Here is a 16,983-nt window from a genome sequence, read left to right on the forward strand (position 1 = left end):
AACAACCTCTGCATACTACCCAAAATCTGCAACTTGCTGTAATTGTTTTTTATCCGAAAGGATAATTCTACGGGATTCACCCAGTTCTATCAATCCCTTATCCTTAAAACTTGAAAGTACACGTATTGCGGTCTCGGTAGCTGTACCTATTAAACCTGCAAAATCTTCCCTAGAAATACTAATACCCAAATGAGCATCTTTAATCAGCCCTTTGTCATATAATTCCAAAAGAGCTGTAGCTGCTCTTTTCCGAACCGAATCAAAAGCCATACCCATTAGCTGTTCTCTCATGTGCAACACATCATTAGAGACCATACCAATAAACTTATGTGATACTTCTTTATTATTGAATAAAAGTTGCGTGAAATCATTTTTAGGAATAGAGCATATCTCACAATTAGTGAGTGCTACGGCCGTTTCTGTATATAAACCCGAATTACCCAAAACACATAGCTGGCCTATAAAATCTCCGGCTTTAAACATACCTGTAACATACTCCTTGCCATTTTCATTGTGCTTGTATGTTTTAACTTCCCCACTGTGAATAAAATATAGATTATGAGCAGAACTATCTTCCGAAAAAATCTCTTCTTTTGCTTTGTATTTGCTCAGTTCTCTATCTTCAGAAAGGTCTTTTAAGTTTTGATATTTTGAGGCTTCTTGAATAAATTCATTGAGGCCTTGAACACTTCTCGAAAATTCCTTCCGTAAAAAAGAACTCTTTTTAAGCCTAGCCTCTATGGCCTCAATTAAATCTTCTGCTTCAAAAGGCTTGGTCAAGTAGTCATCTGCTCCCATGGTCATTCCCTTACGGAAATCTGCCTTTTCAGATTTAGCGGTTAGAAAAATAAACGGAATACTGGCAGTAGCTTGATCCTCACTTAATTGCTCATAAACACCGTAACCATCTAATTCTGGCATCATTATATCGCAGAGAATAATATCTGGCGTAAATGATCTTGCTTTTTCAACACCAATCTTACCGTTTTCTGCAGTAGTCACTTCATAATTCTCAAGTTCCAGAATTTCCGCGGTCATTTCGCGTACATCTAGATTGTCTTCAATAAGTAGTATTTTTTTCATTTTTCAATAGATTTAAGGGGAGTTCTATAGTAAAAGTTGTGCCTTGGTCAAGATTACTCTTAAAGGTAATATTTCCTTTCATTAAAAGAACATATTGCCTTACGATGTTCAACCCCAAACCGGTACCCTCATAATTAGCCGCATTTTTAGCTCTATAAAAACGCTGAAATAAATGAACTTGGTCTTCGGTAGGTATGCCAATACCTTGATCCGTAATTTCAATAAAAAGATTAGTTTTCTTAGTATCAATTTTCAGGGATATTTTTTTGTTCTCTTGTGAATATTTAATGGCGTTAGACAACAAATTATATACAATGTGCCTTAATAGTTTAGGATCAAGCTGCACTTCTATATTAGACTGGCTATTTATAATCTCAATTATTTGACCTGTTTTTTTGACTCCCTGTATCTCCTCTACCAAAGATTCTAAAAATTCAACCAAATCAAATAAAGTAGGTTGTGATATAACTTTTCCTTCTTCCAACTTACTCAATGATAGAAAGTCATTCAATATTCCCACTAAATTCTTAACACTGACTTTTATCTTACTTATATACTTTATTCTTTTTTCTTCTTGACCAACTTCATTCTGCCTTTCAATAAGATTTGTAGCAGAAAGTATGGTGCTTAATGGAGTTCTAAACTCGTGTGAGGCCATTGAAATAAAACGAGATTTCAATTCGTTTAACTCTTTTTCTTTTTCTAGCGTATTCCTTATCTCAACTTCTACCCTTTTCTGATCAGAAATATTGTTGTAAACCAGTAATGCCCTTGTTACCAAATGATCTTCATTAAATAAAGGGGTTGTATTTACCAAATAAGATGTGTTCTCTACTTTTACTTCAAAAGAACAGTGCTCGCCTTTTAATGTTTTCTGAACATTTTCCTTAACCTTTTTCTTTAGCTGAATTGGTACATTACTTAACTCATCTATTCTTTTTCCAACTTGTATGGCTTCTCTAAACCCAACAGCATCTAGGTCTTCTCCTTCAATAAATACCACAGACAGATTCAAATCTACTACGCCTACAAAACCCCTTGGGAAATTTTTAAAAATGGTTTCCAACAATTTTTGACTGTCTATCGCACTATTCTCGGCAGTTTTTGTAATCTGAATCTGGTCCTCAAGACTTAAATTAGACTCTACCAATTTCTGAACCATATCCTTTAACTCCACCGTCCGATCGGCTACCTTACTTTCTAATGCTCCCGCATAAGCAGCCAATTCTTCCCTACTATTTTTTAAGGCAACGCCTTCATTGTGTTGGTCAATAGCCACACTTGTAGCCTGCGTTATATTGTAGATGATTTCTTTTTCTGTATCTAGAGGTTTTCTTGAAACGGGAAAATAAATAGCAAAGGTTCCCAACAGTTCCTTATTAGATGAAAATATAGGAAATGACCAACAAGCTTTAATGTTGTCTTTCAACGCCAATTCTCTGAAAGCTTCCCACAACGGATCATTAAACGTATCTGAAACAATTACCTCTTCTTTTAAATATGCGGTTGTACCAGAAGATCCATTTCCTGGCCCCACAAACATATTTTCTATAGCTTTCGTATAGATTTCGGACAGGTTTGGAGCTGCCAATATCTCTAATTTTCTAGATAATTTATCTAACAAAAGAATAGAACCTTGGCAGTTAGGAATTGCCGTTTCTATAGTCTCAATAATCTTATATGCTATACTTTTTAATGGTTCATGCTGAATAATCATATCCATAACATGAGACTGTCCTATTTTAAAGAACTCATTAATCTTGTGAGTGGTAACATCATTTTGTACTCCTACAAAATGAGTCATTATTTTTTTGCTGTTATATATAGGCGTAATACTGATGTCATTCCAGAATAAAGAGCCATCTTTTCTGTAGTTACGCAAAACCACGCGGCATGCTTCTCCTTTTTCAATGGCAACAGACATTATTTTAATCTCAATTTGCTCCTTATCTTCATCTTGTAAGAAACGGCAATTTTTACCCATGAAATCTACCTTCTCATACCCTGTTATTCTGGTAAAAGCTTCATTACCATATATAATAGGAAAATCTGGCTTTTGGGTATCGCAAATAATAATTCCGCTAGCCGTGGCACCCAATGCACGATTACGGACATACAAAATATCTTCTATTGCCCTCTCTTGCGTGATATCTCTAATGATGGTCAAAAGCTTATTCTTGCCCATAGGAACAATCCTACCTTCATAAAACTGCCGTCCGTTTTCTCCATCAAAATCATACTCTACAAACTGAAGTTCTCCTGTTTCAATAGTTTTATCCATTCCCTTACGTACAGCCTCAGCAATATGAGCAGGTAACAATTCATTTATATTCCCGCCTATTAAACCATCTGGTGGAGCAAAAAGTTTTTCGGGCTCTGGTGTATAGCTATCCAGAAATTTACCTTTATAATCTAGAATAAACGTCATGTCCGGCAATGCGTTTAACAAAGCCTTGTTCTTAGCTAAATTTTCTTCTAGCCGCTGTTCTATTTCTTTTTGTTCCGTTATATCTTGTATCGTCCCAAACCATTCTAAAGGTTCTCCCATAGCATCATAAGATGCTCTACCATGAGCCGTGATATGTCTTACCGTACCATCTGCTCTTACTATTCTTACATTATTTGAAAAAGCCGTGCCGTTTTCAATTGCAAAATCTACAGATTCTTTAGTCTCTTGCCGTTCATCTGGGTGAATAAAGTTAAAGGCAGTTTCATTAGTAAGTTGCTCATCACCAGGTGGCAGACCACATATTCTATAAAACTCATCAGACCAATTTCTTTCACCTGTCTTCAGATTCCAGAACCAACTACCAACATGAGCCAGACTTTGAGCCTCGTTCATTTTTTCTGTATTGATAGCTGCTTTTTTCTGAGCTAATAATCGTTCTGTAATATCTATTACAAACGCTACAACTAAATGCTCATCCTTTATATCTGTTGGGCTTAGACTTATTTCTACTGGAATTTGCACTCCATCTTTTCTAAGTCCCCATAAATCTTCCCCTTTACCCATAGCCCTACTTGAGGGAGATTTCGCAAAACCTTTTCTATGATTTTCATGAGATTTTTCAAATTGATGCGGGATAAGGTTTTCCACTTTTTTACCCACTAACTCGCCTAGTTCGTAGCCGAACATTTTTTCAACAGAAGGGTTCGCCTTGATAATTTGGCCTTGCTCATCTACTACCAAAATACCTTCTACCGAGGATTGAAATATACCCTTGAAGAGTTCGCTATCGTTAAGTTTTTCTACCATATACGCAGGGTAAGAGTCTTTCTTTACAGACTAAATTAAGGAAAAGAAAAGGACTGTGGTAGAAGTTTAGTCCTAAAAAAACACACCCAGATGCCAAGCCCAAATAGTAGAGATTATATACTTTGTTTATTAGTATGGGAAAAAGAGCGTTCATGTAAAGTTTTAACAAATATATAGTTACCCTTTCTTCAAAAATATGACGCTTGTCATGTTTCTGACTTTATACCCTAGACTACACCGAACTAGTCTGCTTTAACGGGAAACGCACCTCCGTTTTCATCAAGAATTTTCTTTGTGGTCAAGTAGCCTAAGTCAAATATGGCATCTATACTATTCATGTCAAACGTTCCAAATTCCGATAGGCCTTCTGGCAAGATAATCATATCACACTCATCAAACTTCAACATAGATTCTGAAGCGGATTTTAGTTTATATGCCCGCTCTACTACCGTATAAGAATGTTTTAAATCTTCTATTCTTATTTTTTTTAAAGCATTTACATAGCTTCCAATAATCCTATCGCATTTCTTTTTAAGTGGTTCTATGGGGAAATTGTTTAAAACGCCACCATCTACATAATAAGCATCCCCTATTTTCATAGGTGTGAACATCCCTGGAAACGTAGCCGAAGCAAGTACAGGACGAATAACCTGCCCTTTATGAAACACTTTAAGAGTACCTCTTATAATGTCTGTGGCTGTTACATAAAGTGGTTTTTTTAATGCACTAAAATCATCCACAGGGAAGAACTCCTTGAAATTTTCATAATACTTTTCAGTATCAAAAAAGCCAGGTTTACTACGGGCGTAGTTTTGTGTACGAAATAAAGGAATAGTTTTAAAAAAATGTAATATTTCTGACCAACTGGCACCACTTGCATAAAGTGCGCCCACAACGGCTCCGGCACTTGTACCTGCAATATGTGTTGGAAAGATGCCGTGCTCTTCCAGAGCTTTTATAGCGCCTATGTGTGCTACACCCCTAATTCCTCCTCCAGAAAGTACAAGACCTATATTCATTTTTATTTTACTTGGTTGTTAGTATACAAGATTCCTGATATGAAAGGTATTGAAAATGGACTCCCCTTTACAGGACCGGACTAAAAACTTTGGCAAACCCCTCTTTCAAACGGTCTAATTTGGGTCTTTTTTTAAACTCATGATAATCCATTTGCTCGCTTATTTTACAGTCCCTCAAAAAATCGTGTTTCAGTTGTTCGGTAAGCTCTCTATCGTACGCCAAAATATTTACCTCATAATTCTGTTCAAAGCTTCTAACATCTAAATTTGCGGTACCTATGGTTGTTAACTGATCATCCGAAAACATGACTTTACTATGTAAAAAACCATCTGGATATAAATAAATTTTAATACCTGCCTCTAGAAAATTTTCAAAATACGATTGCACACTCCATTTAACCAAAAAACTATCGGAACTAGAAGAAAGCAAAATCCTCACGTCTACACCGCCCAACGCAGCCACCTGTAAAGCTTCCATAATTGCCTCACCTGGTATGATATAAGGATTAATAATATACACGTACTTCTTAGCTCTATTTATCAATGAAAAATAAAGTTGATGTACGGACGGAAAGTCAGAATCCGGTCCACTTGATACCGTTTGCACAATAGATTTTCCTATTTCCGGAATGGCAGTAAAATAGCTTAATGTTAGAATATCGTCCTTACCACTGGCAAAATTCCAATCCATAGCAAATACCGCTTGTAAACTATTGACTACGGGACCTCTCAGCCGTAAATGCATATCATGCCATGTTCCCAAAACAGGGTCTCCGTTAAGGTATTTATCCGATACATTAATACCGCCCGTAAATGCGGTAAGACCATCAACAATAACTATTTTTCTATGGTTTCTGTAGTTGATAGATGAGAGTAACCTCTTAAATCGTATGGGTAAAAAGCCGTACACCTCTATACCTGATTTCTTTAAATTATTTATATAAGTTTTGCTTAACGTATTACTTCCCAAGCCGTCATACAAAAAACGTACTTCTACACCTTCTTTTCTTTTCTTTTGTAAAATGGAAAGAAACCTATTTGCCAATTCGCCTTCCTCAAAAATATAATATTGAATGTGTATAAATCTTTGGGCACTTTCCATAGCCTTAAAAATAGCCTCAAAAGTTACCGGGCCATCTTTAAGCACCGTAAGTTCATTACCCTGACTAGGTAAAAAATTGGAGTTTTTAGCTATAAGCTTCACGAGTTTTATGTGGCTTTTGATGGGAGCAGGAACGGTTAAATCTTCATCGTCATCAATATCATCATAATAGTCTTTGACCGTTTTGAGGTACGCTGTTATTTCTTCTGTCTTTTTAAGCCTGTAAAACTTGTTTTTACGTCTATTACGACCAAGAACATAGTAAAACAACATTCCACCAACAGGAATTGTAAAGATGGCCAAAAGCCAGCCTAATGTCTTTGTAGGCCGAATACCGTAAAGCAGTAACCTAACCACTAAGAAAAGGGCCAACGAAAAATAAATAATAAGAGCGATGGTCATATTCTGGGTGTTAATTGAATGCGATATAAGGTTTACTCTCGGATACTTATTTTAAAGTTTACCAAGCCACCATCAATATCCGCTTCATGCAAAATACCATTTTTATAGAAGTAGATATTCTCTTTACCATTAGCATTAATTTTCTTGTACTTATGATTTCCTAATGAAACAATAGTATTCATGGTACCATCTTGTTCAGAATAGCATTCTTTGATATTCTTTGGCTCCTTAAAATACATTAATACCGTGGTATATTGAATAGAGTCTTGTAAGGTACTTTCTTTTTTATCTTTTATAATTTCATATTGAGCATTCTTCCATAAGGTGCTTGTTTCTGCATGTTCTCTACTATTAACAACAATGCTAACCTTGGCCTTTTTGAGCATGGACTTACTAAAAGTTACATCATATTTATAATCTACCTCTATTGTCCTCAACAGCTTGGTTTTAATACTCGTAAAACTCTGATATGTGGTTATAGTTCCTTTTGTTTTTTGGTGTGTGTCCAAACTACCAATTACCTTATCCTTCATAACAATGTCATAATGTAGCTCAGTAGAATTAGAAACTGAATCACTACTAAAACCCATAAATAAGAGAACCCATATTAGATGCTTGATCATCATGCTTTTATTTAATTAAAAGAAGCTATGCTACAATGCAAATTACTTTTTATTACACAGTATACCGCTGACATATGTCATGTAACCTCAGGAAACCACAAGTGGACATAGATTTAAAAATAACTTAAAACATGGTTGCAAACAAAGTAATAAATCTATGTTCTTGTTCCGGTGATATTGCCTATAACTCTGAGAAAATTAGAAATAAGCGTAAGGCGGAGCCTTTAAAAGAAAAAATGCCCTAAAATCTAACTTACCATACATGGACGCATATAAGTTTGGATAGAAAGGCATTTCTAATGGTTAGTGCTTGCTAGTTAATCTCTTCTGTCTTTAATGGTAGTTTTTAAATTTCTTACGGAAATATTTATACTTCTATTCGTTGTACATTCAACAAAGTTATAGAAGAAGAAGGATCAAAAGAATGATTTAAGTCATAGACTCTAAAAAAAATTAACATTACCAAAACAAAATCCCTACTCATCAATACTTGATAAAATTGTCTTCTACCTAAGCGATAGGCATGATTACTTTTTTAAATCTGGACCTGTGGCAGGCACAACAACCATATTTATGATTTGAATTTTACTCTTCAAGAACAAACCTAAATTTGAGTTGTTTATGCGTTAGTATAATCTTAATGTTTAAAAACAACCTCTATCAGCATTCTATTTAGATAATGCTACGGTAGCTACAAAAGTATAACCGGTCTCTTTGACCGGCCTATTGTATAATAGTAAAGTGTAGTTTAAAATAATCCCAAACGAAACCATTGGAAAACAAAAAACCTCGTAAATCATGTGATTTACGAGGTTTTATTACCATTTGCATGGATTTTGTCGGGGTGGCAGGATTCGAACCTGCGACCTCCGCGTCCCAAACGCGGCGCGATAACCGGGCTACGCTACACCCCGATAATATGGTTATCTTCTTTTATTCACTACTTGAGAAATATTTTCTGCCCTCGCAATTTGCTTTGACAGCTATTGCGGAGAGACAGGGATTCGAACCCTGGGTAAGTGTTTCCACCTACGACGATTTAGCAAACCGTTCCTTTCGGCCACTCAGGCACCTCTCCAATAATCTCTTTAAAGAACTTAATTTTAGCACCGTTAGGTGGTTAAAATTGCGGTTGCAAATGTATATTTTAGTATTCAATTTCACAACTATTTCTTTCATTTTTTTCAAGAAATTTAAAACTATTTTAAATCGGCATTTAAAAAAAATAAAATAGGTGACATTTGAACTTTCCTACCACCTTATCATTCAGGATATTCCACTCGTAAATGGTAAATATTTATCAGTTTTTGTTTGAAAATCTTTTTTATCGCTTCAATCTCTTTAAAGGTAATATTCGCATTTAAAAACTGCCCAGCGCTCATTTGTCCCGCTACAATTTTATCTACAAAGTCTTCAATAATTCCAGAAGTTGGATTTTTTAAACTTTTGGAGGCCGCCTCTACAGAATCTGCCATCATAAGTATTGCCGTTTCTTTTGAAAAAGGTATTGGTCCGGGATATCTGAAATTTGCTTGATCTACGTCCTCATCTATTTCTTGTTGTTTTTTATAAAAGTAATAGACTAAACTAGTGCCATGGTGAGACCTTATAAAATCTATAACACGATCTGGAAGTTTGTTTTTCCTAGCCAGTTCAATCCCATCAATAACATGATTGATAATTATTTTAGCGCTCTCCTTAGGAGCCAACTCATCATGCGGGTTCACATTCGTTATCTGGTTCTCAGTAAAATAAGTTGGGTGATTCATCTTACCAATATCATGATACAGCGCTCCTACCCTCACCAACATAGCATTAGCCCCTATTTCATTGGCTGCTGCTTCCGCAAGATTCGCTACTTGCAGGGAATGATGAAAAGTGCCTGGGGCCTTGTTAGAGAGCTCTTTTAATAGTTTGGAGTTGGTATCCGACAATTCCAGTAGAGAGACATCAGAGACCAGCCCAAAGACCTTCTCGTACACATAGATCAACGGTTGAACAAAGAGCGTAATCATTCCGTTTAATAAGAACAGTCCTAAAGTAAACCATTGTATATTATCTAAATTGCCTTCATGTATGATATGAAAAGCCAAATACCCCACCACGTATATCAACGTAATCTGACCGACAGATATAAAAAGGTTCGCCCTTTTATATAACTCGGAAACCGTTAATATGGTAACAATACCAACTATTATCTGCAGAAAGATGTATTCGAAACTGTTAGGCACTACAAAACCTAATATGAGCACGGTTAATACGTGAACAAAAAGGCCTAACCTGGCATCAAAAAATGTTTTGAGCACCAAGGGTAAAATGCATATAGGTACTACAAATACAAATGCCTCGTCATATTTAACCACCATGGTGGTGACGAACACCATAAAAAGAATATTAAAAAAGATAAATGTAACCTTGGTGTTGTTCTCAAAATCTTCCTTTCTATATCTCTTCAGAAAAAGAAACAGCATCATCAACACCAATGCTACAAGAACAGTATACCCGAAGAGTATAAAGTAATAGTTCTTGGCTGTCCACAGTTCAGACTCAAACTCCGCTTTTAAAGAGTTTAAAACAGTAAGGTTCTCTGCCTCAACGACCTCCCCTTTTGCTATTATAAGTTTACCCTCATCTACAGCTCCCCTTGTATGAGATATACCTGATAGTGCTTCGTTTAAGGCTCTCTCGGATAAATTTTCATCATAAATGATATTCGGCTTAACAATATCCAGAAAAAGGTCTTGATACTCTCGGGCGTAAATGACCAGATCTTTTTCTTGAAGTATTTTCTGAAGTGCCTCTCTTAAATTTCTAATTTGAATAAGACTACTTACCTGAACGGTTTCCGCTTGATTATCCTTTACAAGATAAAGTTGGTCTTTTATGCTTCGCTTATTGGACTGAGCTAAAATCCCGTTTTTATATAATTTCTTAAGAATATCTTTTCCTGCAGAATCTAGAGCCTCTAAGGCACTTGCACTAAATCTCTCCCCAGTAAATACCTCATAGAATTTCTTTTCGTATTCTTTGCTTACAGTACCTTCTACAGATGGGTCTAGCCTGTAATAATCTATTTGATTTTCAAGAAATTCTGCCTTTTCTCTTGAAATATCCTCATTATCTTTCTGAATAGAAAAATCAAAGGGAGCATACAAATTTTCGTATTGCCAAGGTTTCCCTTTTTGAAATTCATATTTAAATTTCCCTCCTTTAGGAAAGAAGAAAACAATACAGGCAACCGAAACCAAGTATAAAAAATACTTATATAGAAGCGATTGGTTTTTAAAAACTTTATCCAAAATATTGCGCATGGGCTTGGTATCTCTGTCAAAAATAGAAAATTATAAACTTCCGACAGGCTTTTATAGAAACAACGAAATGTATTGCCTATTAATTTCTTAGTTTTGCAATACGAGAAACTCTTGCTTTAATATGAAAAATGTAGTTATAGTATCTGCCACAAGAACCCCAATTGGGAGCTTTATGGGAGCTTTATCCACAATTCCAGCCCCAAAACTTGGAGCTGCGGCCATAAAAGCGGCACTTGCAAAAATAAATCTTGACCCAAAATTAGTTGACGAAGTCATCATGGGCAACGTGGTTCAAGCCGGAACAGGCCAAGCACCTGCCAGACAAGCAGCTATTTTTGCAGGAATACCGGACAGCGTACCGTGTACTACTATAAATAAAGTTTGTGCTTCGGGCATGAAAGCAGTTATGCAAGCCGCTCAAGCAATAGCTTTAGGAGATATTTCAGTTGCAGTTGCAGGTGGAATGGAAAATATGAGTCTTATTCCTCATTATGTTCATATGAGAAACGGACAAAAATTTGGCCCTGCTACATTGGAAGATGGCATGCAAAAAGATGGTCTTGTAGATGTTTATGACCAAGAAGCTATGGGTGTCTGTGCCGATGCATGTGCTACGGAGTATAATTTTAGCCGTGAAGACCAAGATAATTATGCTATTCAATCCTATAACCGTTCTGCAGAAGCGTGGAAAAATGGAAAATTTACGAATGAGGTTTCTCCTGTAGAAGTACCTCAACGCCGTGGAGAACCTATCATTGTTTCTGAAGACGAAGAATTCAAAAACGTTAGAATGGATAAAATTCCAGCGTTACGCCCAGCATTTTCAAAAGACGGTACGGTTACCGCAGCAAATGCATCTACTATTAATGATGGTGCAGCTGCGCTAGTATTAATGAGTGCAGAAAAAGCGGAAGAACTAGGTTTAAAACCTTTAGCTACTATAAGAGGTTATGCTGATGCTGCTCAAGAGCCAAAATGGTTTACCACTGCACCGGCAAAAGCACTTCCTAAAGCAATTGCTAAAGCTGGTATTTCAATAGACGATATAGACTTTTTTGAATTCAATGAGGCTTTTTCAGTGGTTGGGTTAGCCAATATGAAATTATTAGGATTAACAGACACCAACGTAAATGTAAACGGCGGTGCCGTTTCATTAGGACACCCTTTGGGTTGTTCAGGTGCACGTATTCTTATTACGCTCCTTAATGTTTTAGAGCAAAATGATGCAAAGATAGGGGCTGCCGCAATATGTAATGGCGGAGGTGGCGCTTCTGCAATAATTGTAGAACGATAAAGAATACCTTCACTCAACCAACCATATGCAATACGGAATTTGTCCCTTAAGTATAGTTTCCGTTCGCGTAAATGCCGATGAAACATCAGAAATGGTTTCACAACTGGTATACGGCGAACACTTTAAAGTCTTGGAGCGCAGGAAAGCTTGGAGTCGTATTCGCGTTGCTTTTGATAAGTTTGAAGGATGGGTGAGCAATCACCAAATGAACCTAATATCGGAAGAAGCTTATGATTCTATTGAATCTTCTACTGATATAGGCTACACATCAGACCTTATTTCTTTTGTTGAAACTGAAAACTCTATACTTTTACCCGTTATCCTAGGATCCTCTACCTGTAACTGTGCTGTGCTTTCACACACTTTTGATGGTAAGACCAACGGAAACAAGAAAGACAAGACAGAACTTATACAAACCGCTTTACTCTACCTAAACGCCCCCTATTTATGGGGAGGAAAGACTCCTTTTGGTATTGATGCGGCAGGGTTTACTCAAATGGTATACAAGATAAATGGATATCGTTTATTAAGGAAAGCCGCAGAACAATCTGGCCAAGGTCATGCTTTGAGTTTTATAGAAGAAACTGAAGCAGGAGACTTAGCTTTTTTTGATAACAATGAAGGCGAGATATACCACGTGGGTATCATTATGGAAAACAACTACATTATTCATGTAGACGGGAAAGTACGAATAGACCGTATTGACCATACCGGCATATTCAATACTGAAATTGGCAACTACACGCACAAGCTAAGGGTCATAAAACAAATCGTTTAACTCCCAACTGACAGAAAATAAAGAAAATAAAAAATCCCCTAGGAAATTCCTAGGGGATTTTTTTATGATTATGTTATCGGCAAATTACTCGCCTAACAACTTTTTAACTCTCAAAAAGTTATCATTGTCGCCCATTGCGCCATAGATATTTTTTAATTGAGTTAAGATACCTTGGTTATCAGGATTCAATTTCAACGCATCTTCCAAAACAGTTGCTCCTTCTTTGAAAAGGTTATCTTTCTTTTCTTTTAACTCATCGTAACGAGCAATATCTTTTTTGGAGTTACCCAAAGAGTTCATCTCATCAATAAGACCGTTACCTTCGTTTACGTAAGTTGTAGAAAGGTTTAATTGTGCATTGGTATACCCAGGATTGATTGCTAAAGCTTTCTTGTATGATTCTCTAGCATCTTCCAAATTACCTTGCTCCATGTTGATTACACCAATATTGTAGTGTAAATCTGGATTATCCGGTGCAACAGATGCAGCCTCAGCCATTAAAACTTTAAACTGGTCTTTATCGCCCATTTTATAGTATAAATTAGCTTCGTTCAAGATTAAGTTAACATCTTTAGGATCGTTGGCTCTTGCTGCTTTGTAAGCTTCTAAAGCTTTATCATCCTGACCCAATTGAGTATAGATCAAAGCTGTATTCTTAACAATTTCAGCTTTTTTAGATGGAGATTTCTCGTCTTTAGGATCTTTATAAGTTCCTGACTTCACCATTAAGTCTCTCTGAGTCTTGTCCATCTCTTCTTCCGTACCAGTCTCTACGTTAGTAGCTTTATAAACCACACCACTACCGTCATAACCAACTTCTTGAAGCTCGTTATAGTAAGTTAATGCTTCTTCATAATGACCACCATTAACAGCGCTACTGGCTGCATAATAAAGGTAAGAAGTATCTTTTGGGCTAATTTTATAGCTTGTATATAACTTCTCAGCAGCTTCTTTAAACTTTTTGTTACCGTTATCCTCTACTGCAGAGTTTACTAAATCGGCACTTAAAGCAGACATGTGCTGTTGAGTTTCATCAGAATACTTTTTCTTTCCGCTTGCTTCCTCAACTGCAATCACTTTTTGATAAGCATCTGCGGCTTTTTGAAAAGCACTTGCATCACCTTTTTTGGCTAAATCGGCATAAGCCTTACCACTTACGAAGTAATATTGTGCCTGTAACTTTGGATCTGCTCCTGATATAGAACCAGAAACAGCTTCAAGTGCACTACTAGCTGATGCGGCATCGCCGGCTTTCATAGCCTTTTCGGCTGCTTTTATTTCGTTCTTCTGTGCGAATCCTACCATGCAAAAACAAAGGCTCGCGACTATTAAAAATCTACGTTTCATTTTCAAATTAATTAAATATTAGTGTTATAATTATGGTTCAAATTTATTCTTCTTCTGTTCCTTCTGCCTCATCAATATCAAGAGCCGTGCCACCTTCTTCAGCATCCACGTCTATATCTAACAGATCAGCCTCTTCTAATTCATCTTCATCCTTCATAACCTTGGCCACAGCAGCAATAGAATCATTACCCTTAAGGTTGATTAAGCGCACCCCTTGAGTAGCTCTTCCCATAACACGAAGATCTTCAACACTCATACGAATAGCGATACCTGATTTGTTGATAATCATCAAATCATCTGAATCTGAAACATTTTTTAAAGCAACGAGTCCACCTGTTTTCTCCGTAATGGAAATAGTCTTAACTCCCTTACCACCTCTGTTCGTAATACGGTAGTCATCTATATTAGATCGCTTACCATATCCATTTTCAGAAACAACAAGAAGATTTTCTTCCATATCATGAACGGACACCATACCAATAACTTCATCGTTATCGTCGGCTAAAGTAATACCACGCACACCAGAAGCATTTCTACCCATAGGTCGTGTCTTACTTTCTTCAAAACGTATGGCTTTACCAGATTTCAAGCCTAAGAATATTTGGCTTGTACCAGTAGTTAATTTTGCTTCTAGCAACTCATCGTCTTCGCGAATACCAATGGCATTAATACCATTTTGTCTTGGACGAGAATATTGCTCTAGGCTTGTTTTCTTGACCACACCTTTTTTGGTAGCCATAATAACGTAGTGACTGTTTACGTATTCTTCGTCCTTAAGGTCTTGAGTACAGATAAACGCCTTAACGTTATCATCTTGCTCAATATTAATAAGGTTCTGTATAGCCCTACCTTTTGAAGTTCTACTACCTTCCGGTATTTCGTAAACCCGCATCCAGAAACATTTCCCTTTCTGTGTAAAGAAGAGCATGTACTGGTGGTTGGTTCCTATGAACAAATATTCTAAGAAATCTTCATTTCTAGTGGATGATGCTTTTTGACCAACGCCACCTCTGTTTTGTGTTTTATATTCGGAAACTGGTGTTCTTTTAATATATCCGGCATGCGAAATAGTAATTACTACTTGCTCATCAGGAATCATATCTTCGATACTTAAATCCCCTCCGGCCAAATTAATTACAGAACGACGCTCATCACCATATTTTTCTCTTATCTCTACAAGCTCTTCCTTAATAATATCCATTCTTCGCTCTTTTCTAGCCAAGATGTCTTTAAGGTCTGCTATGGTCAAAATAACCTCATCATATTCAGCACGTAGTTTGTCTTGTTCAAGACCCGTTAACTGACGAAGTCTCATTTCAACTATTGCTTTCGCTTGAATTTCGGTAAGCTTAAAGCGCTCCATCAAGTTTTCCCTAGCTTCATCTGCATTAGATGACGCTCTGATGATAGCAATTACCTCATCAATATTATCAGAAGCAATAATTAAACCTTCTAAGATGTGGGCGCGAGCCTCAGCTTTCTTAAGTTCAAATTCCGTACGTCTTACAACTACTTCGTGACGGTGTTCCACAAAATAGTGAATCATCTCTTTTACGTTCAACAACCTAGGACGGCCATTTACTAACGCAATGTTATTAACACTAAAAGAGTTTTGTAATGCCGTATACTTATATAAGGTATTAAGAACAATGTTTGGAATAGCATCTCGTTTCAAAATATAAACGATACGCATCCCGTTTCTATCCGATTCGTCCCGAATAGTTGATATACCTTCTATTTTCTTTTCGTTGACAAGATCGGCAGTTTTCTTGATCATATCTGCCTTATTGACCTGGTATGGAATCTCGGTAACAATTATACACTCCCTACCTTGAACCTCCTCGATAATTGCCTTAGCTCTTATCTTTACTCTACCTCTACCGGTATGAAAAGCTTCTTTAACGCCTTCATAGCCATAAATGGTACCACCTGTTGGAAAATCCGGTGCTTTTATATAGGTTATGATTTCATCAATCTCTATATCATTGTTTTCGATATAAGCAATAGTACCGTTCACCACCTCTGTAAGGTTGTGCGGCGGCATATTAGTTGCCATACCTACTGCAATACCTGAAGCTCCATTTATCAACAAGTTGGGTACACGGGTAGGAAGAACCGTAGGTTCTTGCAAAGAATCATCAAAGTTTAATTGATGATCCACTGTATCCTTATCTATATCCGCCAACATGTCATCGGCAATCTTTCGCATCCTTGCCTCAGTATAACGCATAGCCGCAGGGCTATCGCCATCTACCGATCCAAAGTTACCTTGCCCATCTACAAGCATGTAGCGTAAACTCCACTCTTGCGCCATACGCACCATAGAATCATAAACGGACGTATCACCATGAGGGTGGTACTTACCTAATACCTCACCTACAATACGTGCAGACTTCTTATGAGAGCTACTGGAACGAACTCCAAGCTCATGCATTCCGTACAATACCCTTCTGTGAACGGGTTTTAGACCATCCCTGACATCAGGTAAAGCACGTGACACAATGACTGACATCGAATAGTCGATGTAAGCAGATTTCATTTCGTCTTCGATGTTAATCGGGATCAATTTTTCTCCTTCTGCCATTTTTAAATCCTAGAATTACTTTAGTTAAAAAACATGCCAATATACGTAAAATGATAGCCTTTAAAGCACATACGGCTTTCTTTATTAAACAATTTATCAACACTTTTTTTTACACTAAAAATTGCTGGTTCTCTTTTACACCTATTCCTTTTTCATTATTTCAGGATACTTTATCTAATATTAG

At 36.8% G+C, this 16,983-nt stretch carries 10 protein-coding genes and 2 tRNA genes; 2 read left to right on the forward strand and 10 right to left on the reverse strand.

Annotated elements, in window-relative coordinates:
- Nucleotides 1-15: 15 nt before the first annotated feature.
- The 8 genes from HW347_RS10120 to HW347_RS10155 all read right to left on the reverse strand — a co-directional run bounded on the left by HW347_RS10120 (nucleotide 16) and on the right by HW347_RS10155 (nucleotide 10,796).
- Nucleotides 16-1,083, reverse strand: coding sequence for a response regulator (locus HW347_RS10120; RefSeq protein WP_214611769.1), 1,068 nt, complete (start codon nucleotides 1,081-1,083; stop codon nucleotides 16-18).
- The gene (locus tag HW347_RS10125) at nucleotides 1,061-4,339 is read right to left on the reverse strand and encodes a PAS domain S-box protein (RefSeq protein ID WP_214611770.1); all 3,279 of its coding nucleotides are present in this window, start codon (nucleotides 4,337-4,339) and stop codon (nucleotides 1,061-1,063) included. The genes HW347_RS10120 and HW347_RS10125 overlap by 23 nt, the downstream gene beginning before the upstream one ends.
- A 242-nt stretch (nucleotides 4,340-4,581) precedes the next feature.
- On the reverse strand, nucleotides 4,582-5,358 hold the full coding sequence (locus tag HW347_RS10130; RefSeq protein ID WP_214611771.1) for a patatin-like phospholipase family protein: 777 nt from the start codon (nucleotides 5,356-5,358) through the stop codon (nucleotides 4,582-4,584).
- Nucleotides 5,359-5,425: 67 nt separating this feature from the next.
- Entirely contained in the window at nucleotides 5,426-6,862 is a 1,437-nt protein-coding gene (gene cls, locus HW347_RS10135) for a cardiolipin synthase (protein ID WP_214611772.1), read from the reverse strand.
- Nucleotides 6,863-6,894: 32 nt separating this feature from the next.
- The gene (locus HW347_RS10140) at nucleotides 6,895-7,488 is read right to left on the reverse strand and encodes a DUF6134 family protein (RefSeq protein WP_225901894.1); all 594 of its coding nucleotides are present in this window, start codon (nucleotides 7,486-7,488) and stop codon (nucleotides 6,895-6,897) included.
- Between the two features lie 836 nt (nucleotides 7,489-8,324).
- Nucleotides 8,325-8,399, reverse strand: a tRNA-Pro gene (locus HW347_RS10145).
- 75 nt (nucleotides 8,400-8,474) lie between these two features.
- Nucleotides 8,475-8,563: transfer RNA gene (locus HW347_RS10150), tRNA-Ser, on the reverse strand.
- A gap of 184 nt (nucleotides 8,564-8,747) precedes the next feature.
- Nucleotides 8,748-10,796, reverse strand: a complete 2,049-nt coding sequence (locus HW347_RS10155) for an HD family phosphohydrolase (protein WP_214611773.1) — start codon at nucleotides 10,794-10,796, stop codon at nucleotides 8,748-8,750.
- A 121-nt stretch (nucleotides 10,797-10,917) separates the two neighbouring features.
- Here HW347_RS10155 and HW347_RS10160 point away from each other — a divergent pair, with 121 nt between their 5' ends.
- Both HW347_RS10160 and HW347_RS10165 read left to right on the forward strand, forming a co-directional pair.
- Complete coding sequence (locus HW347_RS10160; protein ID WP_214611774.1) at nucleotides 10,918-12,090, forward strand: acetyl-CoA C-acyltransferase; 1,173 nt, start codon at nucleotides 10,918-10,920, stop codon at nucleotides 12,088-12,090.
- A gap of 25 nt (nucleotides 12,091-12,115) precedes the next feature.
- Complete coding sequence (locus HW347_RS10165; protein WP_214611775.1) at nucleotides 12,116-12,868, forward strand: C40 family peptidase; 753 nt, start codon at nucleotides 12,116-12,118, stop codon at nucleotides 12,866-12,868.
- Nucleotides 12,869-12,952: 84 nt separating this feature from the next.
- On the opposite strand, the gene HW347_RS10170 is transcribed toward HW347_RS10165, so the two are convergent.
- Nucleotides 12,953-14,215: a tetratricopeptide repeat protein gene (locus HW347_RS10170; protein WP_214611776.1), complete on the reverse strand. Its 1,263-nt coding sequence runs from the start codon at nucleotides 14,213-14,215 to the stop codon at nucleotides 12,953-12,955.
- A gap of 43 nt (nucleotides 14,216-14,258) precedes the next feature.
- Nucleotides 14,259-16,799, reverse strand: a complete 2,541-nt coding sequence (gyrA, locus tag HW347_RS10175; RefSeq protein ID WP_214611777.1) for a DNA gyrase subunit A — start codon at nucleotides 16,797-16,799, stop codon at nucleotides 14,259-14,261.
- Nucleotides 16,800-16,983: the final 184 nt, after the last annotated feature.

It is taken from the genome of Zobellia barbeyronii, assembly GCF_018603515.1.
Lineage (GTDB): Bacteria > Bacteroidota > Bacteroidia > Flavobacteriales > Flavobacteriaceae > Zobellia > Zobellia barbeyronii.

Coding starts and splice junctions, on each gene's coding strand:
- HW347_RS10120 (WP_214611769.1), bottom strand. CDS start 1,083: ATGAAAAAAATACTACTTATTGAAGACAATCTAGATGTACGCGAAATG.
- HW347_RS10125 (WP_214611770.1), bottom strand. CDS start 4,339: ATGGTAGAAAAACTTAACGATAGCGAACTCTTCAAGGGTATATTTCAA.
- HW347_RS10130 (WP_214611771.1), bottom strand. CDS start 5,358: ATGAATATAGGTCTTGTACTTTCTGGAGGAGGAATTAGGGGTGTAGCA.
- cls (WP_214611772.1), bottom strand. CDS start 6,862: ATGACCATCGCTCTTATTATTTATTTTTCGTTGGCCCTTTTCTTAGTG.
- HW347_RS10140 (WP_225901894.1), bottom strand. CDS start 7,488: ATGATGATCAAGCATCTAATATGGGTTCTCTTATTTATGGGTTTTAGT.
- HW347_RS10155 (WP_214611773.1), bottom strand. CDS start 10,796: ATGCGCAATATTTTGGATAAAGTTTTTAAAAACCAATCGCTTCTATAT.
- HW347_RS10160 (WP_214611774.1), top strand. CDS start 10,918: ATGAAAAATGTAGTTATAGTATCTGCCACAAGAACCCCAATTGGGAGC.
- HW347_RS10165 (WP_214611775.1), top strand. CDS start 12,116: ATGCAATACGGAATTTGTCCCTTAAGTATAGTTTCCGTTCGCGTAAAT.
- HW347_RS10170 (WP_214611776.1), bottom strand. CDS start 14,215: ATGAAACGTAGATTTTTAATAGTCGCGAGCCTTTGTTTTTGCATGGTA.
- gyrA (WP_214611777.1), bottom strand. CDS start 16,799: ATGGCAGAAGGAGAAAAATTGATCCCGATTAACATCGAAGACGAAATG.